This window comes from Phaeobacter gallaeciensis (genome assembly GCF_001678945.1).
Lineage (GTDB): Bacteria > Pseudomonadota > Alphaproteobacteria > Rhodobacterales > Rhodobacteraceae > Phycobacter > Phycobacter gallaeciensis_A.
In genome coordinates this window covers 1,424,649-1,450,773 of sequence record NZ_CP015124.1, presented here as the reverse complement: position 1 = coordinate 1,450,773, position 26,125 = coordinate 1,424,649, and the positions used below count along the sequence as shown (strand labels likewise).

General features: G+C 61.8%; 29 protein-coding genes. 17 read left to right on the top strand and 12 right to left on the bottom strand.

Translation table 11 applies throughout. The features are described from left to right. Positions 1–95: 95 nt before the first annotated feature. Positions 96–422, bottom strand: coding sequence for a TIGR02300 family protein (locus JL2886_RS06910; protein ID WP_065271339.1), 327 nt, complete (start codon positions 420–422; stop codon positions 96–98). Positions 423–521: 99 nt separating this feature from the next. Between JL2886_RS06910 and JL2886_RS06905 the strand changes: the two genes are divergently transcribed. Beyond that, positions 522–1,208, top strand: coding sequence for a M48 family metallopeptidase (locus JL2886_RS06905; RefSeq protein ID WP_065271338.1), 687 nt, complete (start codon positions 522–524; stop codon positions 1,206–1,208). Between the two features lie 71 nt (positions 1,209–1,279). Continuing rightward, the gene (locus JL2886_RS06900) at positions 1,280–1,933 is read left to right on the top strand and encodes a GntR family transcriptional regulator (RefSeq protein ID WP_065271337.1); all 654 of its coding nucleotides are present in this window, start codon (positions 1,280–1,282) and stop codon (positions 1,931–1,933) included. Between the two features lie 133 nt (positions 1,934–2,066). On the opposite strand, the gene JL2886_RS06895 is transcribed toward JL2886_RS06900, so the two are convergent. Together JL2886_RS06895 and JL2886_RS06890 are read right to left on the bottom strand one after the other, a co-directional pair. Further along, positions 2,067–3,029 carry an acetyl-CoA carboxylase carboxyltransferase subunit alpha gene (locus JL2886_RS06895; RefSeq protein WP_065271336.1) on the bottom strand — a complete coding sequence of 321 codons (963 nt, stop codon included), beginning with the start codon at positions 3,027–3,029 and terminating at the stop codon, positions 2,067–2,069. Between the two features lie 126 nt (positions 3,030–3,155). Continuing rightward, positions 3,156–3,752 (bottom strand): LysE family translocator, encoded by a 597-nt coding sequence (locus JL2886_RS06890; protein WP_065271335.1) that lies wholly within the window; start codon positions 3,750–3,752, stop codon positions 3,156–3,158. Between the two features lie 72 nt (positions 3,753–3,824). Between JL2886_RS06890 and JL2886_RS06885 the strand changes: the two genes are divergently transcribed. Beyond that, positions 3,825–4,277 (top strand): Lrp/AsnC family transcriptional regulator, encoded by a 453-nt coding sequence (locus JL2886_RS06885; RefSeq protein WP_065271334.1) that lies wholly within the window; start codon positions 3,825–3,827, stop codon positions 4,275–4,277. On the opposite strand, the gene JL2886_RS06880 is transcribed toward JL2886_RS06885, so the two are convergent. The 3 genes from JL2886_RS06880 to JL2886_RS06870 form a co-directional block, all read right to left on the bottom strand. Next, positions 4,274–4,879, bottom strand: a complete 606-nt coding sequence (locus JL2886_RS06880) for a hypothetical protein (RefSeq protein ID WP_065271333.1) — start codon at positions 4,877–4,879, stop codon at positions 4,274–4,276. The genes JL2886_RS06885 and JL2886_RS06880 overlap by 4 nt on opposite strands. Positions 4,880–4,958: 79 nt before the next feature. Beyond that, positions 4,959–5,378: a Spy/CpxP family protein refolding chaperone gene (locus JL2886_RS06875; protein WP_133245364.1), complete on the bottom strand. Its 420-nt coding sequence runs from the start codon at positions 5,376–5,378 to the stop codon at positions 4,959–4,961. Between the two features lie 169 nt (positions 5,379–5,547). Then, a complete protein-coding gene (locus JL2886_RS06870) occupies positions 5,548–6,507 on the bottom strand; it encodes an L-malyl-CoA/beta-methylmalyl-CoA lyase (RefSeq protein WP_065271331.1) in 960 nt (319 codons plus the stop codon). 305 nt (positions 6,508–6,812) lie between these two features. On the opposite strand from JL2886_RS06870, the gene dgcN reads away from it, so the two are divergent. From dgcN to JL2886_RS06855, 3 genes are all read left to right on the top strand, one after another. Beyond that, positions 6,813–7,814, top strand: a complete 1,002-nt coding sequence (gene dgcN, locus JL2886_RS06865) for an N-acetyltransferase DgcN (RefSeq protein ID WP_065271330.1) — start codon at positions 6,813–6,815, stop codon at positions 7,812–7,814. A 114-nt stretch (positions 7,815–7,928) separates the two neighbouring features. Next, positions 7,929–8,894 carry an N-acetyl-D-Glu racemase DgcA gene (dgcA, locus tag JL2886_RS06860; protein WP_065271329.1) on the top strand — a complete coding sequence of 322 codons (966 nt, stop codon included), beginning with the start codon at positions 7,929–7,931 and terminating at the stop codon, positions 8,892–8,894. A gap of 10 nt (positions 8,895–8,904) precedes the next feature. Continuing rightward, positions 8,905–9,768, top strand: coding sequence for a D-amino-acid transaminase (locus JL2886_RS06855; RefSeq protein ID WP_065271328.1), 864 nt, complete (start codon positions 8,905–8,907; stop codon positions 9,766–9,768). 381 nt (positions 9,769–10,149) lie between these two features. Here JL2886_RS06855 and JL2886_RS06850 read toward each other — a convergent pair whose 3' ends face one another. The 3 genes from JL2886_RS06850 to JL2886_RS06840 all read right to left on the bottom strand — a co-directional run bounded on the left by JL2886_RS06850 (position 10,150) and on the right by JL2886_RS06840 (position 12,188). Beyond that, entirely contained in the window at positions 10,150–10,947 is a 798-nt protein-coding gene (locus JL2886_RS06850) for a DODA-type extradiol aromatic ring-opening family dioxygenase (protein WP_237028435.1), read from the bottom strand. Between the two features lie 123 nt (positions 10,948–11,070). Beyond that, on the bottom strand, positions 11,071–11,385 hold the full coding sequence (locus JL2886_RS06845; RefSeq protein WP_065271326.1) for a DUF1244 domain-containing protein: 315 nt from the start codon (positions 11,383–11,385) through the stop codon (positions 11,071–11,073). 65 nt (positions 11,386–11,450) lie between these two features. Further along, on the bottom strand, positions 11,451–12,188 hold the full coding sequence (locus JL2886_RS06840) for an N-formylglutamate amidohydrolase (RefSeq protein ID WP_065271325.1): 738 nt from the start codon (positions 12,186–12,188) through the stop codon (positions 11,451–11,453). 131 nt (positions 12,189–12,319) lie between these two features. On the opposite strand from JL2886_RS06840, the gene pyk reads away from it, so the two are divergent. The 6 genes from pyk to pheT all read left to right on the top strand — a co-directional run bounded on the left by pyk (position 12,320) and on the right by pheT (position 18,509). After that, positions 12,320–13,765, top strand: a complete 1,446-nt coding sequence (gene pyk, locus JL2886_RS06835; RefSeq protein ID WP_065271324.1) for a pyruvate kinase — start codon at positions 12,320–12,322, stop codon at positions 13,763–13,765. Positions 13,766–13,810: 45 nt separating this feature from the next. Beyond that, positions 13,811–14,032: a hypothetical protein gene (locus JL2886_RS06830; RefSeq protein WP_065271323.1), complete on the top strand. Its 222-nt coding sequence runs from the start codon at positions 13,811–13,813 to the stop codon at positions 14,030–14,032. Between the two features lie 116 nt (positions 14,033–14,148). After that, the gene (gene rpmI / locus JL2886_RS06825) at positions 14,149–14,349 is read left to right on the top strand and encodes a 50S ribosomal protein L35 (RefSeq protein WP_008560811.1); all 201 of its coding nucleotides are present in this window, start codon (positions 14,149–14,151) and stop codon (positions 14,347–14,349) included. Between the two features lie 15 nt (positions 14,350–14,364). Then, positions 14,365–14,730, top strand: coding sequence for a 50S ribosomal protein L20 (gene rplT, locus JL2886_RS06820; protein ID WP_065271322.1), 366 nt, complete (start codon positions 14,365–14,367; stop codon positions 14,728–14,730). A gap of 162 nt (positions 14,731–14,892) precedes the next feature. After that, positions 14,893–15,966: a phenylalanine--tRNA ligase subunit alpha gene (gene pheS / locus JL2886_RS06815; RefSeq protein ID WP_065271321.1), complete on the top strand. Its 1,074-nt coding sequence runs from the start codon at positions 14,893–14,895 to the stop codon at positions 15,964–15,966. Between the two features lie 146 nt (positions 15,967–16,112). Then, a complete protein-coding gene (gene pheT, locus JL2886_RS06810) occupies positions 16,113–18,509 on the top strand; it encodes a phenylalanine--tRNA ligase subunit beta (protein ID WP_065271320.1) in 2,397 nt (798 codons plus the stop codon). 25 nt (positions 18,510–18,534) lie between these two features. Here the strand turns inward: pheT and JL2886_RS06805 are convergent, their stop codons facing one another. Beyond that, a complete protein-coding gene (locus tag JL2886_RS06805) occupies positions 18,535–19,455 on the bottom strand; it encodes a LysR family transcriptional regulator (RefSeq protein WP_065271319.1) in 921 nt (306 codons plus the stop codon). A gap of 85 nt (positions 19,456–19,540) precedes the next feature. Between JL2886_RS06805 and JL2886_RS06800 the strand changes: the two genes are divergently transcribed. The 3 genes from JL2886_RS06800 to JL2886_RS06790 all read left to right on the top strand — a co-directional run bounded on the left by JL2886_RS06800 (position 19,541) and on the right by JL2886_RS06790 (position 21,228). Beyond that, on the top strand, positions 19,541–20,179 hold the full coding sequence (locus JL2886_RS06800; RefSeq protein WP_065271318.1) for a class I SAM-dependent methyltransferase: 639 nt from the start codon (positions 19,541–19,543) through the stop codon (positions 20,177–20,179). A 72-nt stretch (positions 20,180–20,251) separates the two neighbouring features. Further along, entirely contained in the window at positions 20,252–20,701 is a 450-nt protein-coding gene (locus JL2886_RS06795; RefSeq protein WP_065273576.1) for a YtoQ family protein, read from the top strand. Next, entirely contained in the window at positions 20,698–21,228 is a 531-nt protein-coding gene (locus JL2886_RS06790) for a GNAT family N-acetyltransferase (protein WP_065271317.1), read from the top strand. Before JL2886_RS06795 ends, JL2886_RS06790 begins: the two co-directional genes overlap by 4 nt. A 134-nt stretch (positions 21,229–21,362) precedes the next feature. On the opposite strand, the gene JL2886_RS06785 is transcribed toward JL2886_RS06790, so the two are convergent. Next, entirely contained in the window at positions 21,363–22,172 is an 810-nt protein-coding gene (locus JL2886_RS06785) for a mechanosensitive ion channel family protein (protein WP_065271316.1), read from the bottom strand. Between the two features lie 271 nt (positions 22,173–22,443). After that, positions 22,444–23,562 carry an alanine dehydrogenase gene (ald, locus tag JL2886_RS06780; protein ID WP_065271315.1) on the bottom strand — a complete coding sequence of 373 codons (1,119 nt, stop codon included), beginning with the start codon at positions 23,560–23,562 and terminating at the stop codon, positions 22,444–22,446. A 134-nt stretch (positions 23,563–23,696) separates the two neighbouring features. Between ald and JL2886_RS06775 the strand changes: the two genes are divergently transcribed. Continuing rightward, positions 23,697–24,155: an Lrp/AsnC family transcriptional regulator gene (locus JL2886_RS06775; RefSeq protein ID WP_065271314.1), complete on the top strand. Its 459-nt coding sequence runs from the start codon at positions 23,697–23,699 to the stop codon at positions 24,153–24,155. A gap of 280 nt (positions 24,156–24,435) precedes the next feature. Next, complete coding sequence (locus JL2886_RS06770) at positions 24,436–26,025, top strand: GMC family oxidoreductase (RefSeq protein ID WP_065273575.1); 1,590 nt, start codon at positions 24,436–24,438, stop codon at positions 26,023–26,025. Positions 26,026–26,125 lie beyond the last annotated feature (100 nt).

The window sequence follows — 26,125 nt, the reverse complement described above, 5'->3', positions numbered from 1 at the left end:
TTTTGTGGCCCATCCGGGCCCGGGTAAAACGGGGCCGAAACTGCCCCGGTCAATCCGCCATTTGGCGGCATCCGGGCCCATACGCGGGCCTTGGATCAGGACTCGTCGTCCTCGGATGCGACGTCGGCAATCTCGTCGAGCGAGACGTTGTCGTCATCGTCATCATCGTCCAGAACGTCATCGCCCAGATCCAGATCGACGTCTTCGTCATCTTCCAGAACTGCGTCGTCCCCGTCCATGTTCTCTTTGGCCTTCATCGACGCAGCGTCTTCCGAGTCGGCTTCGATCATGCGGCTCTTGCCGGTGTCGAGGGCAACGACCTCGCCCGTGTAGGGGCTGACGATCGGGTCCTTGTTCAGGTCATAAAAGCGTTTTCCGGTGGTCGGGCAAACGCGCTTTACACCCCATTCTTCCTTGGGCATGTGGATCCCCTTGATTTACTGGTGAGTCGTATCGACGATTCAGGTGCCTTGCCATATGAGGATGGTACTGTCAAAGCCTTTGCCTGCAAGGGAGAGCCGATGAGCGCCCATCATCTGCCGGGGGACCCTCCGGTGCCACTGCTTCTGCGTCGCTCCGCGCGTGCGCGTCGGATCAGCCTGCGGATTTCCGCGCTGGACGGTCGGGTCACGCTGACATTGCCCAAGTCTCTGCCTGAACGCGCCGCCCTGGAATTTGCTGCCGAGAAGGAAGATTGGATCCGCGGGCATTTGGCGCGTCATCCCGGACAGGTCGCGGTGACATTTGGAACGGTGCTGCCGGTGGCCGGGCGCGACTTGCGGGTCGTGCGCGGGCAGGCGCGGGGCGTGCGGGTCGCCGGGGATGAGATCGCGGTCTCTGGCGACAGGCCGGCCCGGTCTCTGGAACGCTACCTGCGGGAATTGGCCCGGGATCGGCTGGCCGCGGCGTCGGATGCCTATTCGGCGCAGCTGGGCCGCCCGTTTCACAAGCTGGTTCTGCGCGACACGCGCTCGCGCTGGGGGTCCTGTTCCTCGGCCGGGGCGCTGATGTATTCTTGGCGTCTGATCCTCGCCCCGCCAGAGGTCCTGCGCTATGTGGTGGCGCATGAGGTGGCGCATTTGCAGGAAATGAACCACTCGGCTGATTTCTGGGCCGTGGTTCAGGATCTTTTCGGCGATCATGAGGCGCCGCGCAGATGGTTGAGGGAGAATGGCAGCCAGTTGCACCGCTACCGGTTCACGGACTGAAAGTGCGGGCTCGTCAGGGCTGCGCGTGCGTGGCGCATTGACCTTGGTTTCATTTGTGATCACAACAGGCCATGACCTTGTCCACCCGCTCCACATCCGACGGGCTGTCGTCAGCCCATGATCGCGTCTACCGGGCGCTGCGCACGCGTATCATGCACGGAGAGATCGCGCCGGGCGAGGCGCTGACCCTGCGCGGGATTGGACGTGAGTTCGATGTTTCCATGACCCCGGCCCGGGAATCGGTGCGCCGCCTGGTGGCCGAGGGGGCCTTGTTCCTGTCCTCCTCGGGGCGTGTGTCGACACCCGAGCTGAGCAACGAACGGATCGAGGAGCTTGCAGCGCTGCGGTCGCTGCTGGAGGTGGAATTGTCGAGCCGGGCGCTGCCGCGGGCTCACATGGCGCTGATCGACAGGCTGCAGGCGATCAATGTCACCGTGGCCGAAATGGTGTCGAAACGCGATGCGGTGGGATACATCCGCGCCAATCTGGAATTTCACCGCACGCTGTACCTGCGGGCGCAGGCGCCTGCGATGCTGGCGATGGCGGAAACGGTCTGGTTGCAGCTGGGGCCGACCATGCGGGCGCTTTATGGCCGTCTTCGCCGGACCGAACCGCCGCATAATCACAAGCTGGTCATCGCGGCATTGAAGGCAGGGGATGAGCCGGGATTGCGGCTGGCGGTGCGGTCGGATGTGACCCAGGGTCTGCGCCTGCTTGCTGGCTAGGGCGCTGGAAAATCAATCCAGGTGTGATTGTGAATGGTCGGGAGGGGCGCTCCCGCCCGGCCTTGGTGTTTCTGCGAAACCCTGCGGCCCGTTGGGCCGGGCGCCGCTGTTGCGGCGCCGCGGTCAGGTCACATCAGGCCGCGAGGCCCTTGGAGCCGATATCGAGGAATTTCTGGCGGCGGTCCTTGATCAGGGCAGCGCCGTCCTTGTCCTTCAGCTCATCCAGCATCGCTGTGATCGCTGCGCCGACCGAGGCAATGGTGCCGGAGGCATCCCGATGGGCACCGCCCAGCGGTTCGGCGATGATCCGGTCGATGACGGCCAGTTCCAGAAGGTTCTGCGCGGTCAGGCGCAGCGCCTCGGCGGCTTCGCGCATCTTCTCGGCGTCCTTCCACAGGATCGAGGCGCAGCCTTCGGGGCTGATCACCGAATAAACCGCATGTTCCAGCATGGCGACCCGGTTGGCGGTGGCAAAGGCGACGGCGCCGCCGGATCCACCTTCACCGATGATGACCGACACAACCGGCACGCCGATCTGCAGGCTCATTTCAGTGGAACGGGCGATGGCTTCAGACTGGCCGCGTTCCTCGGCGCCTTTGCCGGGGTAGGCGCCTGTGGTGTCCACCAGCGTAATGACCGGCAGGCCGAAGCGCCCGGCCATCTCCATCAGGCGCACGGCCTTGCGGTAGCCTTCGGGGCGGGCCATGCCAAAGTTATGCGCGATGCGGGTCTTGGTATCTGCGCCCTTTTCGTGGCCGATCACCATCACCGGCTGATCGTTGAAACGGGCAAGACCGCCCATCACCGCCAGATCATCGGCAAAGTTCCGATCACCGGCCAGCGGCGTGTATTCGGTGAAAAGCGCATCGATATAGTCGCGGCAATGCGGACGCTCGGGATGGCGCGCGACCTGGCATTTGCGCCAGGGCGTCAGGTCCTTGTAGAGATCCTTCAGCAGCTGTTCGGCCTTGGCATCCAGCGCGGCGGCCTCATCGGCCACGTCCATCTCTTCGTTGGTGCGGGCCAGGGCGCGCAGTTCTTCTGCTTTGCCTTCGATCTCGGCCAGCGGTTTTTCAAATTCCAGATACTGGGTCATGTCGCCTCACTGAGCGCCTTACGGTGCGCGGTTTGTGCGATATATGGCCTTGTCGGGCGCCGGATGCAACTCGCCACACGCATCTGTCTTGTCCCCGGTCGCTCGCGGCGGCGCAGGCCGGTGGCGTTATGCGGGCCAGATCACCGGGTAAAGCGATGCGACCAGCAGTGCCGCCATAGCCCAGTTGAACAGCATCAGGCGGCGTGGATTGGTCAGCACCCGCGCCATTTGCTGCCCCAGCAGGGTCCAGGAGCTGACCGAGGGCAGGTTGACCGCCCCAAACAGCGCCGCCACCAGAAGGATCGCCCAAAGGGTCTGATCCGGGGCATAAACGCTGATCGCGGTCAGGGCCATCGCCCAGGCCTTTGGGTTGACCCATTGAAAGGCGGCGGCCTGCAGGAAGGTCATCGGGTTGCCCTTGCCTTCGCCGGTTTCTGCAGGCCCCGCGTTGGCGATCTTCCAGGCCAGATACAGAAGATAGGCCACAGAGGCGACCTTCAGCACGGTATAGCTGACTGGGAAGGCTTCGAAGATCCCAACCAGACCGGCGCCGACCAGAACGACCATGAAGACGAACCCCAACGCCACCCCCAGCATATGCGGGATGGTGCGGCGAAAGCCGAAATTTGCGCCTGAGGCCATCAGCATCAGGTTGTTCGGTCCCGGCGTGATCGACGAGACAAAGGCGAAGAGCGCAAGCGCGAGGAGAAGATCGTATGTCATGGCGAGAATTTGACGCGTCAATGCCCGAATGAAATTGCGTTTTGCTGCACCGGGTGCAAAAAGTTGCAATTAATGGCTAAAAATGATCGCATAAATCAGCAAATATTGCAGGAGCTGTCCCGCGACGGGCGGATCAGCAACCTAGAGCTGGCTGAGCGTGTGGGCCTGTCCCCCTCGGCTTGTTTGCGCCGGGTGCAGGATCTGGAGCGCGCCGGAGTCATCACCGGCTACAAGGCCGTGCTGAACCGCGAGGCGATGGGGGTGGGCTTTGTCACCTATATCGGTGTCGGCCTGGGCGAACACACGAAGGAGGCGCAAGAGGCGTTTGAGCGCGCCATGCAGGCCGCGCCCGAAGTGGTGGAATGCCACAATATCACCGGCACCATCGAATATCTGTTGCGGGTCGAATGCGCGGATCTGCCCAGCTACAAACGGTTTCACACCGATATTCTGGGCACCTCGCCCTATGTCACGGGGATCACAACCTATGTGGTCATGGGGTCGCCCAAGGATATGCGCGCCTAACCCTGTCCCAGAAGGGCCGCCATGGCGGTCTCGGGCGAGGTCAGCACCGGTACATCGCTGTCGATCAGCGCGGCTGCGCCAGCCATTGAGGCTTGCGCGAGAACCACGCAAGCGGTGCCGGGCGTGAGTGTGAGGCTTGTACTCACCCAGGTGGCGACTTGTTTGTGAAACTCTTCTGTGTCGCCGTTGGTGAAATGGTGCCAAAGGCCGGTCAGAGGCAGGGTGCGGATGTCGGGCGCGCGGCCCTGTGTCGCAAAGGCGCGTTCCAGCAGGGCGGTGGAGGGAAGGCGGGTGCTGTCCAGACAATAAACCAGCATCACCGGGCCACCGGCGCCCGCGGCCTGTTGCATCATCGGCCAGTCAATTCGCGTGGCGCCTGCTTCTTCAGCCACTGCGCCGATGGTGGTGCAGGTGCACAAGGAGGGCCCCTCTGCCGCGCGGATCGCTTCGGCAATTTCCTGACGGAGAGCGGCATCGACGCCGGTCTGGGCCCGTTCAAGCCAGTCGGTGCGCACCACATGCGTCAGATCGGCCTCGGGTGCCAGGGCATCGAATGTCGCCACATGCACGTCGGCCGTGTGGAATAAGGTCAGATCTGTCATGTCGGCCCCGCGTTTCTGTCAATTAGTCGCGGAATAGGGCGCCAAAGGCAACGGGGCCGACCCAAAGAATGATCTGGGATTATTGTTTCTGCGCCATGGCCACGAGCTGCGCGAACTGCTCCGGGGTCAGAACTGTGCGCCAGTGGTCCGCGCAGTTGGAGCGCATGGTCACCAGCTTGACCTCATACTCCCCGACCTTGGCTGCAAGGCTGGCGCGCTCCTCTGCCGGGGCACCGTCCAGAATGGCGGTGCGCAGGGCGGCGCGGGCCGCGATTGCCTCGGCTTCCAAAGCCTTGCGTTTGGGCGGGCTGGTCGCCAGCCAGTTCTGCAGATCAGCGCGTTGCTCTGCCGTCAGGCCAAGCACGGAGGCATTCTGTTTGATCAGCGGTGTCAGGCGCACGATGGGCGCGGAGAGCTCGCTCCGGTTCTTGCCTTGCTGGGCGGGGAGGGCGGTTGCAGTTGCCAGAACAAGTGCTGCGGAAAGAAGGGCTTTTTTCATGTCGTCACCAGTGGTTGCCGATTCTGTCGGTTTCGTTCTGCGGCAACATTCCAGCACTGGAGGGTTCTTGAGTTGATATGTATCAAAAAAATTGAATGTGTTTGGCGAATGCGGAATAAAAATGGGGCGCCCGGATTCCGGACGCCCCATGGTCAGCTGCGTTCAAAGGTCAGCCTTTTGCGATCAGCTCTGACTGTGCGACGATCACTTCGGCCTGTTTAATCGAAGCGATGTCGACCAGGCGGCCCTTGTATACTGTGGCGCCTTCGCCGTTGGCCTTGGCCTGTTCCATGGCGGCCAGGATCTCTCGCGCTTCGGCGACGGCTTCTTCCGAGGGGGTGAAGACCTCGTTTGCCAGGGCGATCTGTTTCGGATGGATGGCCCATTTGCCGACCATGCCCAGCGTGGCCGAGCGTTTGGCCTGTGCGATATAGCCGTCGTCATCCGAGAAATCACCGAAGGGACCATCGACCGGAAGAACGCCATGGGTGCGGCAAGCGGCGACGATGGCGGTCTGGGCCCAGTGCCACGGATCGGAATAGTGCCGCGTGTCGCCATGCAGCATGTAGTAGTTTTCCTGAGTGCCACCGATGCCGGTGGTCTGCATGCCCATGGAGGCGGCGAAGTCGGCGGCGCCAAGGCTCATCGCCTGCAGGCGCGGAGAGGAGGCGGCGATCTCTTCCACATGTGCGATGCCCGCAGCGGATTCGATGATCACCTCAAAGGAAATCGGTTTGGTACGGCCCTTGGCGTTCTCGATGGCGGTGACCAGCGCATCGACGGCATAGACATCGGCGGCGCAGCCGACCTTGGGGATCATGATCTGGTCCAGACGGTCGCCGGCCTGTTCCAGCAGATCGACCACGTCGCGGTACCAATAGGGCGTGTCCAGACCGTTGATGCGGACCGACATGTATTTGTTGCCCCAGTCCACGGTGTTCAGCGCCTCGATGACATTGGCGCGGGCAATGTCCTTGTCGGTGGGAGCAACGGAATCTTCCAGATCCAGATTGATCACATCCGCAGCCGAGGCGGCCATCTTGGCAAAGAGTTTGGTGTTGGAGCCGGGGCCGAACAACTGGCAGCGGTTGGGACGGGCCGGGGCGGCGGGCTGGATGCGGAAGCTCATGAGGGCGCTCCTTGCTGGGAAAGGAAATTACGATTTGACTGGTCATTGTGGTATGAAATTGCGCAACCCCATGCAAGAGGGACTTTGCAGGCGCAGCATCAACTATGCTGCAATCGCAATGAATTCCCGTGTTGCCGCATAATAGTGAGCGAGTAATGCGCCATTGTCGGAATTTTCTTCGATGAAAATGTATTTTTGTAGAAGAAACTTCGATCATGTCTTTCCTGCAAATGCAAAAATGGGACCGCTTCGCAAGGCGGCTCGATTATCGTTCGCGGTGAATCACGTTTAACGGAGGCCCCGAGATGATCGAGACACCCTATCTGCTGTTCCTGGGCGATGCGCCCGATATGCTTGCGGCAAAGGTTGCCATCGGCATCCGCGACTGGCGCCCGGACCACGCGGTCGGGCAGATCTCTCTGCCGGGCTGCGGCGCCGATCTGGGACTGACCGAAATGTCGCTCGAAGAGGCCAAGGCCGCCGGTGCAAAGACGCTGGTGATTGGTGTCGCCAACCGCGGCGGGATCATCTCCCCCGCCTGGAAGGAAGTGCTGATCAAGGCGCTTGAAATGGGTTATGACATCGCGTCCGGCCTGCACAACCTGCTGCGCGACGAAGGCGATCTGGTCGCTGCTGCCCAAACTCACGGCGGCACACTGCATGACGTGCGTGTGCCTTCGGTCGGCTACCCGATTGCAAATGGCGTGAAGCGCAAAGGCAAGCGCTGTCTTGCCGTTGGCACCGACTGCTCGGTGGGCAAGATGTACACTGCGTTGGCGATGGACGCCGAGATGCAAAAACGCGGTATGAAATCCACCTTCCGCGCCACCGGCCAGACCGGCATTCTGATCACTGGCCACGGTGTGCCGCTGGACGCCGTGATCGCCGACTTCATGGCAGGTTCCATCGAATATCTGACCCCGGACAATGATGAAGATCACTGGGACATGATCGAAGGGCAGGGCTCCCTGTTCCACATTTCCTATTCCGGTGTGACCATGGCGCTGGTGCATGGCGGTCAGCCCGATGCGCTGATCCTGTGCCACGAACCGACCCGTGAACATATGCGCGGTCTGCCGGGCTATTCCCTGCCCAGCCTCGAAGAGCTGCGCGATACCGCGCTGCCGCTGGCGCGCAAGGGCAACCCGAATTGTCAGGTTGTCGGTATCTCGGTGAACACTCAGCACCTGAACGAGGAAGAGGCGGTTGCCTACCTTGAGGAAGTGGAAAAGCGCATGGGGTTGCCCGCGGTGGATCCCTACCGCCATGGCGCCGACCGCTTGGTAGACGCGCTCGCCGCAATCTGATTGTTATAAGGGGGCGTCTGGCAGCAGGCGCCCTTTTTATGTGAATTCAGGCGTCTGTGGAGTGCGGCCCCACCCATCCCCAGAAGCCGAACAAAGACCCCGAAAGGATCGAACATGAAAGTCACCGTGACGCCGGATGTATTCAAACTGGCGCGGGCCTTTACCATCTCCCGCGGCTCGCGGACCGAGGCGAAGGTGCTGACCGTCAGGATCGAAAAAGACGGGGCTGTGGGGTGGGGCGAATGTGTGCCTTATGCCCGCTATGATGAAACGCTGGACAGCGTGACCGCCGAAATTACCGGCCTGCCCGACAGCTTTACCCGCGAAGAGCTGCAGGACCTGCTGCCTGCCGGTGCAGCTCGCAACGCGGTGGATTGCGCGCTTTGGGATCTTGAGGCGAAACTGGCGGGCAAACGGGTCTGGGAACTGGCCGGTCTGCCGAAACCCGGCCCCGAAATTACCGCCTATACCCTGTCGCTCGACACGCCCGAGGTGATGCAGGAGCAGGCCGCCGAGAATGCTCATCGCCCGCTTTTGAAGATCAAGCTGGGCACCGCCGATGACATGCCGCGACTGGAAGCCGTGCGCGCCGGGGCACCGGACTCGGATATCATTATCGACGCCAACGAAGGCTGGAGCGCCGAGGTCTATGCCGAGCTTGCGCCGCATTTGGTGCGTCTGGGCGTGTCGCTGGTCGAACAACCCTTGCCCGCCGGTGAAGACGACGCGCTCATTGGCATGGAGCGTCCGGTACCGGTGTGCGCGGATGAAAGCTGCCATGACCGCGCCAGCCTGCCGAAACTCAAAGGCAAATACGATGTGGTCAACATCAAGCTGGACAAGACCGGCGGCTTGACCGAGGCGCTGAAACTGCGCGAAGCGGCGCTGGCCGAAGGTTACCGCGTGATGGTTGGCTGCATGATGGGCTCGTCACTTGCGATGGCGCCTGCGGTGCTGCTGGCGCAGGGGGCGATGGTGACGGACCTTGACGGGCCGCTGCTTCTGTCCGAAGACCGCGAAACGACAATGGAATACGATGCTGCCGGTGTGCATCCGCCCAAGGCAGAACTCTGGGGCTGAGGAGATGACAATGACCCGTACTGTTTATGTGAATGGCGAATACCTGCCGGAAGACGAAGCGAAGGTCTCGATCTTCGACCGCGGATTCCTGATGGCTGATGCGGTATACGAGGTGACCTCGGTTCTGGGCGGCAAGCTGATTGATTTCGAAGGCCACGCGGTGCGCCTGAAACGCTCGCTGGATGAGCTGGACATGCAGGAACCCTGCACCAAGGACGAACTGCTGGAGATCCACCGCAAGCTGGTGGAACTGAACGGCATCGACGAAGGTCTGGTTTATCTTCAGGTCACCCGCGGGTCCGATGGTGACCGCGATTTCGTCTTCCCCGATCCCGAGACCACCAAACCGTCGATTGTGCTGTTCACCCAGAACAAGCCGGGTCTGGCCGACAGCCCCGCCGCCAAGAAGGGTGCCAAGATCATCTCGATTGAGGACATCCGCTGGGGCCGCCGCGACATCAAGACGGTGCAGCTGCTGTACCCGTCAATGGGCAAGATGATGGCCAAGAAGGCCGGAGCCGACGATGCCTGGATGGTCGAAGACGGCTACGTGACCGAGGGCACTTCGAACAACGCCTATTTCGTCAAGGATGGTGTGATCGTCACCCGCCCGCTGTCCAATGACATCCTGCACGGCATCACCCGCAAGGCCGTGTTGCGCATGGCAGAAGAAGCGCAGCTGAAAATCGAAGAGCGTCTCTTTACCATCGACGAAGCGAAAGAGGCGGATGAGGCCTTTACCACCTCGGCCAGCGCATTCGTGATGCCGGTCGTGGAGATTGATGGCACTGCGCTGGGTGACGGCACGCCGGGCCCGATCGCCAAGCGTCTGCGCGAGATCTATCTGGATGAATCGGTGAAGGCCGCGATCTGAGCGCTGCGCGTATCCGTATCAACAATTAAGGCCGCTCCTGACGGGGCGGCCTTTTGTTGTTTCAGTGGCAGTGCACTCTGCCTGTGCTGGTCTGCATATGGCAGCATTTGCCCGGTGGAGAGCTTTTGCGGCAGCCTCCACCATGCTGGACCAAAGTATCGGCCTGCAGGCCCGCATGCGAGAATGAGGCCCCAAAACTGATGGTCGGTATAGCAGTGGCGAGCGCAATATGTGCGGCCAGAGACAAGGCTTTCATTGAATAAGTCTTCCTTCGATTACATCAACGTAAACGTATCACAACTCTATCGTGATATTATTGCCAAAATACAATCATAAGCTGCCTTTGTCCGAGCGGTCTTGAGGCTGCCCGCAAACGAGGCGTTACCCAAACCGGAAGCTGGAGGCTGTGACGCCGCCAAAGATGTCTTTCTGGTGGTAGACCTGCGTTGCTGCTTCCTCTTCTGCCGCGCCAAGGGCCGTAAAGAGCGGCACAAGGTGATCCTCCTGCGCGTGGCAGGCGCGGGCATAGGGGGCCTGTTCCCAGTTGAGCAGTGCCTCGGTCCGCGCGGCGGCTGGCAGTTGCAGCGCCGCATTCAGCCATGTGTCGAACTCTTCCGAGGGCACCTTGGCCCGGGGGCCGAATTCCCGCAGATTGTGGTAGCTGAGACCGGAGCCAACGATCAGCACGTCCTCGTCACGGAGGGGGGCAAGCGCGCGGCCAAGGGCGAAATGCTCTTCTGGACTGTAACCATGGCGCATGGAGACCTGAAATAGCGGAACATCGGCCTCCGGGTACATCAGGGCCATGGGCACGAAGGTGCCATGGTCGTATCCCTGTTCCGCGTCCATCGAGACCGGCAATCCCGCCGCTGCGATCAGATCCGCAGTGTGCTGGGCCAGCTCTGGCGCGCCGGGCGCCGGGTATTGGATTTCGTAGGTCTCTGGCGGGAAGTTGTAATAGTCATAGACCATCGGCGGTTTTGCAGCACTCATCACTGCAAATGTGTCCTTTTCCCAGTGGCCGGAAATCATCAGAACCGCCGAGGGACGGCGCCCGATTTCCTGCGGCATACGGGCAAGCGCATCTGCCAGCGGTGCCAGCGCCTCCCGCATGTTCGGGATCCAGGGCCACGGTCCGCCGCCGTGGGAAATGAAATAGCTTGGCATCCTTGAACGCATCCGAACCTCCATCACACATACTGTTGGTTCAGATGTTAAGGGATCCGGGCCGCCGGGGTTATACTCAGTGGCGAACACCCCCTGTGCGCCGATGGCGACAGGGGGAGGGCAATCCGCCAGGGATCAGGCCTTGTCTGTGACGTTTTCCTTGAAGGCGACTTCGAACTCGGCCTGTTTTTCCGGGCTGGCCTCGGTCTGGTACTTGGACTTCCACTCATCCATGGTCATGCCATAGTAGATTTCGCGGGCTTCATTCTTGTCCATTTCGATGCCGCGTTCGTTTGCTGCTTCCTGATACCAGCGGCTGAGGCAGTTGCGGCAGAACCCGGCCATGTTCATCAGGTCGATGTTCTGCACATCGGTGCGGTCTTCCATCAGATGCTTTTGCAGGCGGCGGAATGCGGCGGCCTGAAGTTCGATCTCGGTTTGCTGGTCCATGGGGATCCTCCCGGTTGTCTTGCGTTCCGTAATATGTGGGTGCCACTGTCCAGAGGCAAGCGCTGCTACAGGCCCGAGTTCGCAAGGGCCCGGGGCAGGAGCTTGGCGAGTCGTTCGGCCCACTGCCGCTGTCCTGCCGCATCAGCGATCAGATCGTTGCGCAGTTCGATCAGCGTATTGGGGCGACCATGGGCTGTGCCGTGGGTGTCGATGGCATCGCCGGGCAGGTAGCCGGTGTAGGGCTCGTTGATCCCGACACAAAGGTCAGGCTCGGCCTGCAATGTGTCGATCAGCACCGGGGAAAACCGCTCACCTTCGGGGAAGAGCACGCCGATTTGCCAGGGGCGTGGGAGACGTCCGCGCAATTGTCGGGTGAAGGAATGCATCGAGACGATGACCGTGTCCGGGCGCGCGGCAAGGCGGCTCACTTCTGCGTGATAGGGGCGGTAGCAGGCCTCAAGCCGCGCCGCGCGCTCTGTCGCACCGGCGTGACGGTTGGCGGGAATGATGGTCCCGTCATAAAGTTTCATCAACAGCGTTGGATCGTCCTCACCCCGGTTGGGGTCGATCACCAGCCGTGAGAAATTGGAGGCCACAACCGGCGCGTCCAGCAGCTCACCCAGATGGCGGGCGACGGCATAGGCCCCCACATCATAAGCGATATGACGCTCCATATCCTCGTGCGGCAGGCCAAGGTCGCCGCCGTTGACGAAGGGAGGTACGCGGTTGGTGGCATGGTCGCAGGTGATCAGCCAGCGGGCAGGGCGGTCGGCCCCGTGAACAAAGAAGGGAGTATATGTCATGCGCCTGTCATCGATTGTTGACGATACCTTTAGGGGAGTTGCGGCAAAATGGAAATTGCGCGATAAGCACCGCAAGATATGTTTGCGGTAACACCGCCTATTGCTGAGCTGACACCAGAAGGACCCACCCCATGAAACGTTCCCGCAGTGTGAAGATTGTTGCCACCCTGGGACCGGCGTCCGAAACCTATGAAACGATCCGCGCCCTGCACGAGGCCGGCGCCGACGTGTTCCGCCTGAACATGTCGCACGGGACCCATGCAGAGATCACCCAAAAGCACGAGATCATCCGCAAGGTGGAAAAGGATCTGGACAGCTCGATCGGTATTCTGGCCGACCTTCAGGGTCCCAAGTTGCGCGTGGGCGTCTTTGCGAATGGTTCCGAGGAACTGGAAGAGGGCGCGTCTTTCCGGCTGGATCTGGATCCCACCGATGGTGATGCCACGCGGGTCTGCCTGCCGCATCCCGAGATTTTTCAGGCGCTGGAGCCCGGCGCGCATCTGCTGGTGAATGATGGCAAGATCCGCCTCCGGGTGGAGCGCTGCGGCGCCGATTTTGCCGATTGCAGCGTCGTGACCGGCGGCACCATCTCCAACCGCAAGGGCGTGAACGTGCCCGATGTGGTTCTGCCCCTGGCGGCTCTGTCGGACAAGGACCGTGATGATCTGGAGTTTGCCTGCACCCTGGGTGTGGACTGGATCGCACTGTCCTTCGTGCAGAGGGCCAAGGATGTGTTTGAGGCCAAAGGCCTGGTCGATGGCCGCGCTGCGGTGCTGTCCAAGATCGAGAAACCTTCCGCCGTGGAGCAGTTCGAGGAAATCCTCGATGCCTCGGACGGGATCATGGTGGCGCGCGGCGATCTGGGCGTCGAACTGCCGGTGTCTGCTGTTCCGCCGATCCAGAAACGGCTGGTGCGCAAATGCCGCGCGGCGGCCAAGCCGGTGATCGTCGCCACCCAGATGCTGGAAAGCATGATCGAAAGCCCGATGCCCACGCGCGCCGAGGTCTCGGATGTGGCGACCGCGATCTATGAGGGCACCGATGCCATCATGCTGAGCGCTGAATCCGCTGCCGGGCAGTATCCGGTCGAAGCGGTGCGAACCATGGACAACGTCGCCGCCGAGGTGGAGACCGACCCCACCTATGCGCAGATCATCGCCTCTTCACGCTCCTCCAAGGGCAACACGATTGCGGATGCCATCGTTGCTGCCGCCCGCGAAATTGCCGAGAAGACGGATATCAAGGCGATCTGCTGCTTCACACAGAGCGGCACAACTGCGCTGCTGACCGCGCGGGAACGTCCCGGTGTTCCGATCATCGCGTTGACCCCGCTGGAAGGCACCGCCCGGCGTCTGGCGCTCAGCTGGGGCTGCCACTGCGTGGTGACCAGCGGACAGGACCGGTTCAAGGGGGCGGTGGTCAACGCCGCCCGCGCCGCCCGCGCCGGCGGGTTCGCCTCCGAGACAGATCAGATCGTCGTGACCGCAGGCGTGCCGTTCAACGTGCCCGGCACCACCAACATCCTCCGCGTCGCCCCCTGTGATGAACGTTTGATTTACAGCACCGACCCGGAATAAGCTTTCCTCCAGCCCGGCGTCGGGCTGCGGTTGGAGGGATGTTGCATGAACAGTGACCTGTTTCTGGTGCTTGGCCTTCTGCTTGCATGGCTGGCGATACCGTCCATGTTGTCGGCCTATAGCGACAAGCGGCGGCCACAGGTCTCTGTCTTCCTGCTTCTGGGCAGTGCGGGCCTGATCGCCTATGCATTTCTGACGCAGCCGGGCGGTTATCGTCTGCGCGATGTGCCAGATGCGTTTTTCAACGTGATTGGCCAGGTTTTTTAGAAGAAACCGCTTGCCCTTGTGATCCCGTTTTCGTACATGGCGGCCCTGTTCACGTGGCCGGCCAGAGTGGCATGCCGAGTCGCGTATCTACCGAACTCGCATTGAAGGAGACGGAAATGCCCAAAATGAAGACGAAATCGAGCGCCAAAAAGCGCTTCAAGGTGACCGCCACCGGTAAGGTGTTGGCAGGTCAGGCCGGCAAGCGCCACGGCATGATCAAACGTCACAAGAAATTCATCCGTGATGCCCGCGGCACCACGACCCTGTCCGCCCCCGACGCCAAGATCGTCAAGGGCTTCATGCCCTACGACCGCTAAGAGGAGATTTGACACATGTCCCGCGTTAAAGGTGGTACCACAACTCACGCCCGTCACAAGAAGGTCATCAAGGCAGCCAAAGGTTACTATGGCCGCCGCAAGAATACCTTCAAGGTCGCCCGTCAGGCCGTCGACAAGGCAAACCAGTACGCAACCCGTGACCGTAAGGCGCGCAAGCGTAACTTCCGCGCCCTGTGGATCCAGCGTATCAACGCTGCCGTCCGCAGCCACGACGAATCGCTGACATACTCGCGCTTCATCAACGGTCTGAACCTGGCCGGTATCGAAGTCGACCGTAAGGTCCTGGCGGATCTGGCCGTGCACGAGCCCGAAGCCTTCGGTGCGATCGTCAAGCAGGCACAGTCCGCACTGGCAGCCTGAAGCGTTCCACGCTGAGATTTAAGAAAGCCGCCCCTCAGGGGCGGCTTTTTTTGCGCTTTGGCCAGGTAAACGGATCCCTAAGCTGGGGGAGGCTGGTCCGTCGGGCCTTGCTTTCAGCGGCTGCTGTGGTAGCACGAGCCAAGCAAAATTCAGGGGACCGTCATGGACGATCTTAAGGCAAAATATCTGGGGCAGATCGCCGATGCCCACGACGAGGACGCGCTGGAGGCGATCCGCCTCGCCGCCGTCGGGAAAAAGGGCGAGGTGGCCCTGAAGATGCGGGAATTGGGCAAGATGACGCCCGAGGAGCGCCAGACCGTGGGTCCGGCGCTGAACGCACTCAAGGATGAAATCAACTCTGCCCTGGCCGCCAAGAAGGCCGCGCTGGCCGATGCGGCGCTGGACGAGCGTCTGCGCACGGAATGGCTGGACGTCACGCTGCCCACGCGCCCGCAGCGCCGCGGCAGCCTGCACCCGATCAGCCAGGCCAGCGAAGAGCTGACCGCGATCTTTGCCGAACTTGGCTTCTCGGTCGCCGAAGGCTCGCGTGTTGAAACCGACTGGTACAACTTCGATGCGCTGAACATTCCGGGCCACCACCCCGCCCGCGCCGAGATGGATACTTTCTACATGCACCGGGCCGAAGGCGACGACCGCCCGCCGCATGTGCTGCGCACCCACACCTCGCCGGTACAGATCCAGTCGATGGAGAAGATGGGCGCCCCGCTGCGCGTCATCTGCCCGGGCGGTGTTTACCGTGCCGACTACGATCAGACCCACACCCCGATGTTCCACCAGGTCGAAGGCCTGGCGCTCGACAAGGACATCTCGATGGCGAACCTCAAGTGGGTGCTGGAGGAATTCGTCAAATCCTTCTTCGAGGTGGACGATGTGGAGCTGCGCTTCCGCGCCTCCCACTTCCCCTTCACCGAGCCTTCGGCCGAGGTGGATATCCGCTGCTCCTGGGACAACGGTCAGCTGAAGATCGGCGAGGGCGACGACTGGATGGAGATCCTTGGTTCCGGCATGGTCCACCCCAAGGTGATCGCCGCCGGTGGCATTGACCCCGAGGTCTACCAGGGCTTTGCCTTTGGCATCGGTATCGACCGTCTGGCGATGCTGAAATACGGCATCCCCGATCTGCGTGCCTTCTTTGACAGCGATCTGCGCTGGCTGCGCCATTATGGCTTCAGCTGCCTGGACGTTCCAACACTGCATGGCGGGTTGAGCCGATAACGCTTGAACCGCAGGGCCCTAGCCCTGCGACGCGCCCGACCCGCCCCATGGGCGGGCGCGTTCCGCACCCACCCCGGGCCGGGCGCGCTGCCAGAAATGGAGTGCCGGGCCGCCAGTCAACCGATTTGCCAAAAGGGCGCTGAGATATGAAATTCACTCTCTCCTGGCTGAAAGACCACCTTGATACCGATGCCTCCGTTGCGGAGATCACCGAGGCCCTGACCGACCTGGGACTGGAAGTCGAAGAGGTCTCGAACCCCGCCGACCGGCTCAAGGATTTTACCCTGGGCTATGTCAAACACGCGGAGAAGCATCCTGATGCGGATAAACTGCGTGTCTGCAAGGTGGACACCGACGAAGGTGAGATGCAGATCGTCTGCGGCGCGCCCAATGCTCGGGAGGGCATCACCGTGGTGGTCTGCAAACCGGGCATGTATGTGCCGGGTCTGGATATCACCATCGGCGTCGGCAAGATCCGCGGTGTCGAATCCTTCGGCATGATGGCCTCCGAGCGGGAGCTGGAACTGTCCGATGAGCACGACGGCATCATCGAGCTGCCTTCGGGCGCGGTCGGCGACCGCTTCATTGACTGGCTGGCAGAGAACGATCCGGCCAAGGTTGATCCGGTGATCGAGATCGCCATTACTCCGAACCGCCCCGATGCGCTGGGTATCTTTGGCATTGCCCGCGATCTGGCGGCGCGCGGGATCGGCACGCTGAAAACCCACGACTACGAGGCGGTCCCGGGTGACTTCGAAAGCCCGGTCAAAGTGACCATCGACGAGGACACGCTGGATGGCTGCCCGCTGTTCACCGGCCGGGTGATCAAGGGCGTCAAGAACGGCCCCAGCCCGCAATGGCTGCAGGACCGGCTGACAGCCATCGGTCTGCGCCCGATTTCGGCGCTGGTGGATATCACCAACTTCTTCACCTTCGATCAGAACCGTCCGCTGCACGTTTTTGACGTCGCGAAGGTGCAGGGCGATCTGCGGGTGCATCGTGCCAAAGGTGGCGAGACGCTGCTGGCGCTGGATGAAAAGGAATACACCCTTGGCGCAGGCCAGATGGTGATTTCCGATGAAAATGGCCCCGAAAGCATCGCCGGTATCATGGGCGGTGAGGAGACCGGCTGTACCGACGAGACGGTTGATGTCTTCCTCGAAAGTGCCTTCTGGGATCACGTGCAGATCGCGACCACGGGCCGCGCGCTCAAGATCAATTCGGACGCGCGCTATCGCTTTGAGCGTGGCGTTGACCCGGAATTCACCCTCGAAGGGCTGCACCGTGCCACTCAGATGATCCTTGATTTGTGTGGCGGCGAGCCGTCCGAAGTTGTGATCGCAGGCGATGTGCCGGATCATTCGCGCGCCTACAAGCTGGATCCGGAGCGGGTGCAGTCGCTGGTCGGTATGGATATCCCCGAAAGCGATCAGCGTCAGACCCTGACCCGCCTTGGCTTCCGGCTGGAGGGCAACCTGGCCCATGTGCCAAGCTGGCGCCCCGACGTGCAGGGTGAAGCCGATCTGGTGGAAGAGGTCGCGCGTATCGCTTCGCTGACCAAGCTGCAGGGCAAGCCGCTGGCGCGCCTGACGCCGGGTATCCCCAAGCCGGTGATGACGCCGCAGCAGCGCCGACAGCAGATGGCACGCCGCACGGCGGCCAGCCTCGGTTACAATGAAATCGTCAGCTACACCTTCATCGACAAGGCCTCTGCGACGCTGTTTGGCGGCGGCAGCGATGCCACCATGCTGGCCAATCCGATTTCCTCCGAAATGTCCCATATGCGTCCGGATCTGCTGGCCGGTCTGATGCAGGCCGCCGCGCGCAATCAGGCGCGGGGCTTCATGGATCTAGCCCTGTTCGAGGCGGGTCCTGTGTTCCACGGCGGCGAGCCGGGCGAGCAGCGCGAACAGATCTCGGGTTTGTTGGTTGGCCGCACTGGTCCCAAGGATGTGCATGGCGCGGCGCGCCCGGTCGATACTTTTGATGCAAAGGCCGATGTTGAGGCGGTTCTGGCTGCCATCGGCGCACCGGCCAAGGTGCAGGTGCTGCGTGGCGGCGATGCCTGGTGGCATCCGGGCCGTCACGGTAAGATCTGCCTCGGCCCGAAAAAGGTGCTGGGCGTCTTTGGTGAGTTGCACCCCAAGGCGCTGAGCGAAATGGGCGTCAAAGGGCCTGCCGTGGCCTTTACCATCTGGCCGGACGAGGTGCCGCTGCCGCGTAAATCCGGTGCCACCCGCGCGGCGCTGGACATCAGCGACCTGCAGGCGGTCGAGCGTGACTTTGCCTTTGTGGTGGATGAGAGTGTCGAGGCGCTGACCCTGGTCAATGCCGCTGCTGGTGCCGACAAGGCGCTGATCGAGGACGTGCGCGTCTTTGACGAATTCATCGGCGGCAGCCTGGGTGAGGGCAAAAAATCCCTGGCCATCACCGTGCGCCTGCAGCCGACCGACAAGACGCTGAAGGAAAAAGACATCGAAGCGGTGAGCGAGAAGATCATCGCCAAGGTGAGCAAGGCCACCGGAGGCATTCTGCGGGGCTGATCTTCTGAGCGGAATGGTTGGAATTTCAGGCCGTGCCCGATCCGGGCGCGGCCTTATTTTTTTTAAAAAAGTGCTCTGCCAGCAGATCGAATACCAGGCGGATCTTGCGGCTGGTGTGCAGCTCCCGGTGGGTGGTCAGCCAGACGGGGAACCGGATCGGCTCCATCTGCGGCAGGAGCCGCTCGACCTCGGGTGTTTGCCGGGCGATGCGATCTGACATGGGGGCGATGCCGAACCCCCGTTTGACCAGTTCCCACGCGACCAGCCCGCTTTGCGATTCATATCTAAAATTGCGCTTTGTCAGGGGAAACCCCAAGGGCGTGAGATGACCGACCATCCCTTCTGCATCGCCGAAGCTGATGAAGTCATGGCTGCTCAGATCTCGGACGTCTTCGGGCCGCCCGGCCTTTGCCAGATATTGCGGAGCGGCATAAAAGCGGGCGGTTTCCTCGTGGATAAGACGGGCGATCAGTTCGGGCTGCTCGGGGCGCACGTGGCGGATGGCGATATCCGCCTCGCGGCGCATCAGATCGCGGATGTCGTTGGAGGCGATGATGTCGATGTGCAGATCCGGCGCCAACTGGCGCAACCGCCGCAGCACATCCGGCAGCAGGTAAGCAGAATAAACATCGCTGGCGGTAATCCGGACGGTGCCGGTGATGGATTCCGATTGTCCCAGCGCCGCAAGGGCGATCCGGTCCGCTGCCAGACCCATGGGGCGGGTATGTTCCAGCAGTTCGACCCCGGCTTGCGTCAGCTGCAGAGATTTGCCGATCCGCTCGAACAGCATCAGTCCAAGGCTTTCTTCCAGCGCAGCTACCTGACGGCTCAGCGTGGGTTGTGTCAGGTTCAGACGCCGGGCCGCCGCAGAGAGAGAGCCCGTCTCGGCGGTGGCGAGAAAGGCGCGGATGTGGTTCCAGTCGAAGGTGTTTGGGGTGCTGGTCATACATTACCGTATATCGTGCCTGCATATTTCGGCAATTCCTGCATGTGTGGCTTTCTCGTAGTTTCCTCGTAAAGGAGACAAAACCATGCAGACCTCAATTCAGTTCTGGGACGGAATTGCCGAAAAATATGCCCGCAGTCAGATCCGGGATCCGGCCGCTTATGACTATACGTTGGAACGCACTCAGGCCTATCTGAATCCGGGCGACCGGGTTCTGGAACTGGGCTGCGGCACCGGAACCACCGCGCTGCGCCTCAGGAAGGCGGTCGCCTGTTATACTGCCACCGATCTGGCGCCTTCAATGATCGCCATCGCGCAGCGCAAGAAGGATGAGGAAGGTGTCACCAATCTGCGGTTCGTCGTTTCTGACATCGCAAATGCGCCCGAGGGACCCTTTGATGCGGTGATGGCATTCAACCTGTTCCACCTGATCGGCGATCTGGATGGCGCCTTGGCGCATATCTACCGGACCATTCGCCCTGGTGGCACCTTCATCTCGAAAACGCCCTGCCTGGCCGATAGCAAAAGCGCGCTGCAGCGCCTGATGATGCGGGTTGCGATTCCGGTGATGCGGCTTGTCGGCAAGGCGCCGCCCTCGGTGGTGCATTTCCTGTCGGTCGCCGATTGGCAGGCCCGGCTGGAGGCTGCGGGTTTCGAGATCATCGAGACCGGAAACTACCCGGCCGATCCGCCCAACCGGTTTCTGGTTGCGCGCCGCAAGTGATCTGTCGGGGGCAGGGCTGGTCCGTTCGGGCGATCCGGTCTAAGCATGGCGGAACAGCGAATGGAGGGTGCGATGACTTTGAACGTATATCTTTCGGGTGAAATCCACACGGACTGGCGCGAGCAGATCGTGACTGGCGCGGCGGATCTGGACGTGGCTTTCAACAGCCCGGTCACTGACCACGGGGCCAGCGATGATTGCGGTGTGGCCATTTTGGGCGCCGAAGAGAACAAATACTGGCACGATCACAAAGGGGCCATGGTCAACGCGATCCGTACCCGCAAGGGGATCGAGGATGCCGATGTGGTCGTCGTGCGCTTTGGCGACAAGTACAAGCAGTGGAATGCCGCCTTTGACGCAGGCTATGCGGCGGCGCTGGGCAAATCGATCATCGTGCTGAGCCAGCCGGACCATCAGCACGCGCTGAAAGAAGTGCACGCCGCCGCGCTGGCGGTGGCTGAAGAGCCGCGGCAGGTGGTGGAAATCCTGACCTATGTGCTGACGGGCAAGCTGCCCGGGTGAGCGAGGTCATCCTTGAAACCGACCGGCTAATCCTGCGTCCGCACCGGACTGAGGATTTCCCCGATGTGGCCGCGCTTTGGGGTGATCCCGAGGTGGTGAAATACATCGGCGGCGTTCCCTCTGACCCAGAAGCCTCGTGGGCGCGGCTCTTGCGGAACATGGGGCACTGGCAGGCGATGGGTTTTGGCTATTGGGCGGTCACGGATCGCACCGATGGCCGGTTCCTGGGAGAGGTCGGGTTTTCCGACTTCAAGCGCGGCATCGTTCCGCCGCTGAACGGTGTGCCCGAGGCCGGCTGGGTGCTGGCAGCCCATGCCCATGGCCGCGGCATCGCGACCGAGGCGGTGCGCTCTATCCATGACTGGGCGGATCGCTGCATGGACTGGTCGGAAACGGTCTGCCTGTTCGACCCGGAACATCTGGTGTCACAGAACGTTGCCCGGAAACTGGGCTACGAGATGCGCGAAGAGGCGGCGGTATATCGGGGCGATCCCACCGTCGTGATGGTCCGGGGGTCCGGCAGCTGATCTGCGGCGCGGCTGCCTTCATCGGCGTCTGCGATTGGGCGCACAGGGGGCCTGGAAACAACAACGCCCCGCCAAAGGCGGGGCGCCAGGCCCAACGGGCAGAGGGTCGCAAGACCCGATAACGGGCGGGAGGCTTACCCCTCCGTTTTCTGGATTTCCACGCTGTGCGGGTAGGGGATCGAAATGCCTTCGGCGTCAAAGGCTTCCTTTACCGCCTGGGTCATGGCGAATTTCAGCTCCCAGTAATCCGATGCCTTGCACCACAGGCGCGCGGTCAAATCGACCGAGCTGTCACCAAGGTTGGTCACGCGAACCCAGGGTTCGGGATCGGTCATGACCCGTGCATCGGCGGCAGCCTGTCGCAGGATGATTGCCTTGGCCTTGTCGGCGCTGTCGCCATAATCGATGCCAAAGACCAGATCTACCCGACGGGTGTCATGGGCCGAGAAGTTGGTGATGATCGATCCCCAGGCTTGACCATTAGGGATGATGATCTGCACGTTGTCCGCAGTGGCCAGTTCGGTCACAAAAAGGTTCAGATCCTTTACCGTCCCGGCGGTGCCGCCGATGTCGACGTATTGACCCAGCTTGTAAGGACGGAACAGGATCAGCATGAAACCGGCTGCCAGATCGCTCAGCGTGCCTTGTAGGGCCAGACCGATGGCCAGCGTAGCAGCGCCCAGCATGGCGACAAGACTGGTGGCTTCGATGCCGAAGATCCCGAGAACCGCAACCAGCACCACAGCCAGCAGCGCCCAACGGATCATGCTGGCGGCAAAATTGCCTAGCGTCGGATCGATCTGAGGTGTCTTGTTGATGCGGCGGCGCACAATGTTGCTGATCATTCCCGCTGCCACCCAGCCAAGGATAAGAACAACAAGCGCCTTGGCAGCGCTCAGTGCCAGCGGCCAGAGGGCTCCAGCCTGTTCAATCATCTCTTCCATACCAATAGATCCTCTTTCAATCCTGTCATCCGGCGCGGACCTGCTTTGGTCGACATCGGATTCTCCGACTCAGCCTTATTGTTACTATCAAGATTGTTTGAATTGACAGGGAATTTCTTGGCCACGTTTGCATTTAGCAACCCGGCACAGGGTCGCCTGGCTGGTGGTGGCGGAATAGGGGAAGATAAAAATCCCCGCCAGTGCGCAGGCGCTGGCGGGGAGGATGTGGCAGGGTAATCCGTAATGATCAGTCAGGTTCGCGGACCGGAACTCAGGATTTGATCGCCAGTGCTGGGGAAACGACATCGATCCCCAGCGCCTTGCCGACGGCATAGTAGGTCAGCTGGCCCGCATGGACGTTCAGCCCGTTCAGAAGATGCGGATCATCGGCGCAGGCCTGTTTCCAGCCTTTGTCCGCCAATGCCAGCAGGAAGGGGAGGGTTGCATTGCCCAGAGCCTGGGTCGAGGTGCGGGCAACGGCGCCTGGCATGTTCGCTACGCAGTAATGCATCACGCCATCGACCTCGTAGATCGGGTCGGCGTGGGTGGTGGCTTTCGAAGTTTCGAAACAGCCCCCCTGATCGATCGCGACATCGACCAGGACAGCCCCCGGCTTCATCTCGCTGAGTTGCGCGCGGGAGACCAGTTTCGGTGCCGCTGCACCGGGCACCAGCACTGCGCCAACAACCAGATCGGCCTCGCGGACCAGTTCGGCGGTGGCGGCAGCGGTGGAATAGCGGGTGCGGAAGTCTCGGCCAAATACATCATCGAGGTATTTCAGGCGATGCAGGGAGCGGTCCAGAACGGTGACATCGCCGCCCATGCCCGAGGCGATGCGGGCCGCATGGGTGCCGACCACACCGCCGCCGATCACCACCACCTTTGCCGGAGGGACGCCGGGTACGCCGCCCATCAGGACGCCGCGGCCGCCATTTGCTTTTTGCAGGGTCCATGCACCGACCTGCGGTGCCAGCCGCCCGGCCACTTCGGACATCGGCGCCAGCAGCGGCAGGCCACCAAAGCTGTCGGTGACGGTTTCATAAGCAATCGCGGTGCAGCCTGAGGCAAGGAGGTCGCGGGTCTGTTCGGGATCGGGGGCCAGGTGCAGGTAGGTGAACAGCAACTGCCCTTCGCGCAGCATCTTGCGCTCACCGGCTTGCGGTTCCTTGACCTTGACGATCATGTCTGCGGTAGCAAAAATTTCTTCGGCCGTCTCCAGCAGCGTCGCACCGGCGGCGGCATAGTCGGCATCGGTGTATCCGGCACCGGCCCCGGCGCCGGTCTGGATGAAAACGTCATGGCCATGTGCGATGGCTTCGTGGGCCGCGTCGGGGGTCATGCCGACGCGAAATTCCTGCGGTTTGATTTCAGTCGGGCATCCGATTTTCATGTAGCTTCCTCCCTGCTATACTAAAACCCTAGATCCGCTGCTGGGAAATGTGCTGCTTTTTTGGGCGAAATAAAAAGATGCGGATCGAAGATAATTCGAATAGATGCGGAATATGAGCAAGGTACTACGCAATTATGTCTCTTGATTCGACGGATCGTCGTATTCTGGAGGTCCTCCAACGGCAGGGCCGTATTTCCAACGCGGATCTGAGTGAGCGGGTGAACCTTTCCGCATCTGCCTGCCATCGCCGGGTGCAGCGGCTGGAGGCTGAGGGCTATATCAAGGACTACGTCGCCCTGCTGGACGCCCGCAAGCTGAGCGTTCCGACAACCGTCTTCGTGGAGATCACCCTGCAGGGGCAGGCGGACGAGCTGTTGGATGCTTTTGAACGTGCGGTGGCGCGGATCCCGGATGTGCTGGAGTGCCACCTGATGGCGGGATCGGCGGATTACATCCTGAAGGTCGTGGCCGAAAATACCGATGATTTTGCCCGCATCCATCGCCAGCATCTGACACGGCTTCCGGGGGTGGCGCAGATGCAATCGAGTTTCGCTCTGCGCACGGTGTTCAAGACAACGGCGCTGCCCGTCTGAGCTTTCTCTTCGTAGCGCTCCCGCCCGTCGGCGGTCTTTTGAAAAAGACCGCCTCCCGTTGGGCGTGGCAGCCTTGGGCGCGCTGCCGCGCCCAAGGCTGCCAAGGGGTGCGGACGCAGTCGGGGCCCCCGCGGGCGCGGGAGGGCCTCTTGCTTGGCTGGTTTGGCCGGACAGTTGTGTGCTGTGAATGCAGATCGGCGCATAGAGGACTTATTTGTCTTACATTTCGGTCCTGCTTCTGGTTCAACAGGAGGACGAGGGAAAGACGGGGGAGCAGATCATGCAGTTCGACTACATCATCGTGGGCGCCGGGAGTGCCGGCTGTGTTCTGGCCAAGCGGCTGAGCGAGGCGGGCAAGCAGGTGCTGCTGCTGGAGGCGGGCGGCCGTGACAATTATCACTGGGTGCATATCCCGATGGGATATCTCTACTGCATCAACAACCCGCGCACCGACTGGATGTATCGCACAGAGGCCGACCCGGGGCTGAATGGTCGGGCGCTGATCTATCCGCGCGGCAAGGTGCTGGGAGGCTGCTCGTCCATCAACGGCATGCTGTATCTGCGTGGGCAGGCAGCGGATTATGATGGTTGGCGCCAGCGCGGCCTCGCGGGCTGGGGCTGGGACGATGTGCTACCCTATTTCAAGAAATCCGAAGATTACGTCGAAGGCCCATCCGAGATGCATGGCGCGGGCGGCGAATGGCGGGTCGAGAACCAGCGGTTGCATTGGGATGTGCTGGATGACTGGATGGAGGCCGCCGCGGCCTGGGGCCTGCCCAAAGTCACGGATTTCAACACCGGCAACAACGAAGGCGTCGGCTATTTCCGGGTCAATCAGCGTGCGGGCTGGCGGATGAACACCGCCAAGGCATTCCTGCGTACGGCGACAGGGCAGGGGCTGAAGGTGGAAACCCAGGCCCATACCCGCCGGATCCTGATCGAAGAGGGCCGCGCGACGGGCGTCGAGTATCAAAAGGGCGGCGAGGTGCATGTCGCCCATGCCGCCGCCGAGGTGATCCTGTCGGCAGGTGCGATCAACAGCCCACAGATCCTGCAGCTGTCCGGGCTGGGGCCGGGCGCCTTGCTGCAGCAGCACGGGATCGAGGTTCTGCGGGACATACCGCAGGTCGGTGCAAATCTGCAGGACCATTTGCAACTGCGCTGCGCCTGGCGGCTGGAGGGGGCGCATACGCTCAACACGCTGGCGAACTCCGTGATCGGCAAGGCCAAAATCGGTCTGGAATACGCGCTGAAGCGCTCTGGTCCGATGTCGATGGCGCCAAGCCAGCTGGGCGCCTTCTCCCGCTCGCGCCGGGATCTGGAAACGCCCGATCTGGAGTATCACGTGCAGCCGCTGACGCTGGAGGCGTTCGGCAAGCCTCTGCATGATTTCCCGGGGCTGACTGCCAGCGTTTGCAACCTGCGCCCCGAAAGCCGGGGCCGGGTCGAGATCGCCTCGGCCGATCCAATGGCCGCGCCGAGTATCCAGCCGAACTACCTGTCTACAGAAGGCGACCGTCAGGTGGCCGTGGCGGCGATCCGGCAGGCGCGGGCGATCATGGGGCAGGCCAAGATGCAGGCCTACAGCCCCGAGGAGATCAAGCCGGGGATCGCATCTGATAGCGAGGCCGATCTGATGCAGGCGGCCGGGGATATCGGCACCACGATCTTCCACCCCACCTGCACCGTGTATATGGGCAGCGACGAACGCGCGCCGCTGGACCCCGAATTGCGCTTGCGCGGAGTATCGGGGCTGCGGGTGGTGGATGCCAGCGTGATGCCCACGATCACCAGCGGCAACACCAATGCGCCGACAATCATGATCGCGGAAAAGGCATCTGACATGATCCTTGCAGCTGCGCGCGGCTGAATTCGGCAGAAAGCCGGAAGCCGGTGCTTTTGCGCTTGCACCCGGTCGGGATTTTCGTTTGCCTTTGACCCGGGCGAATTAACGCCCTTTGTGACAGTTC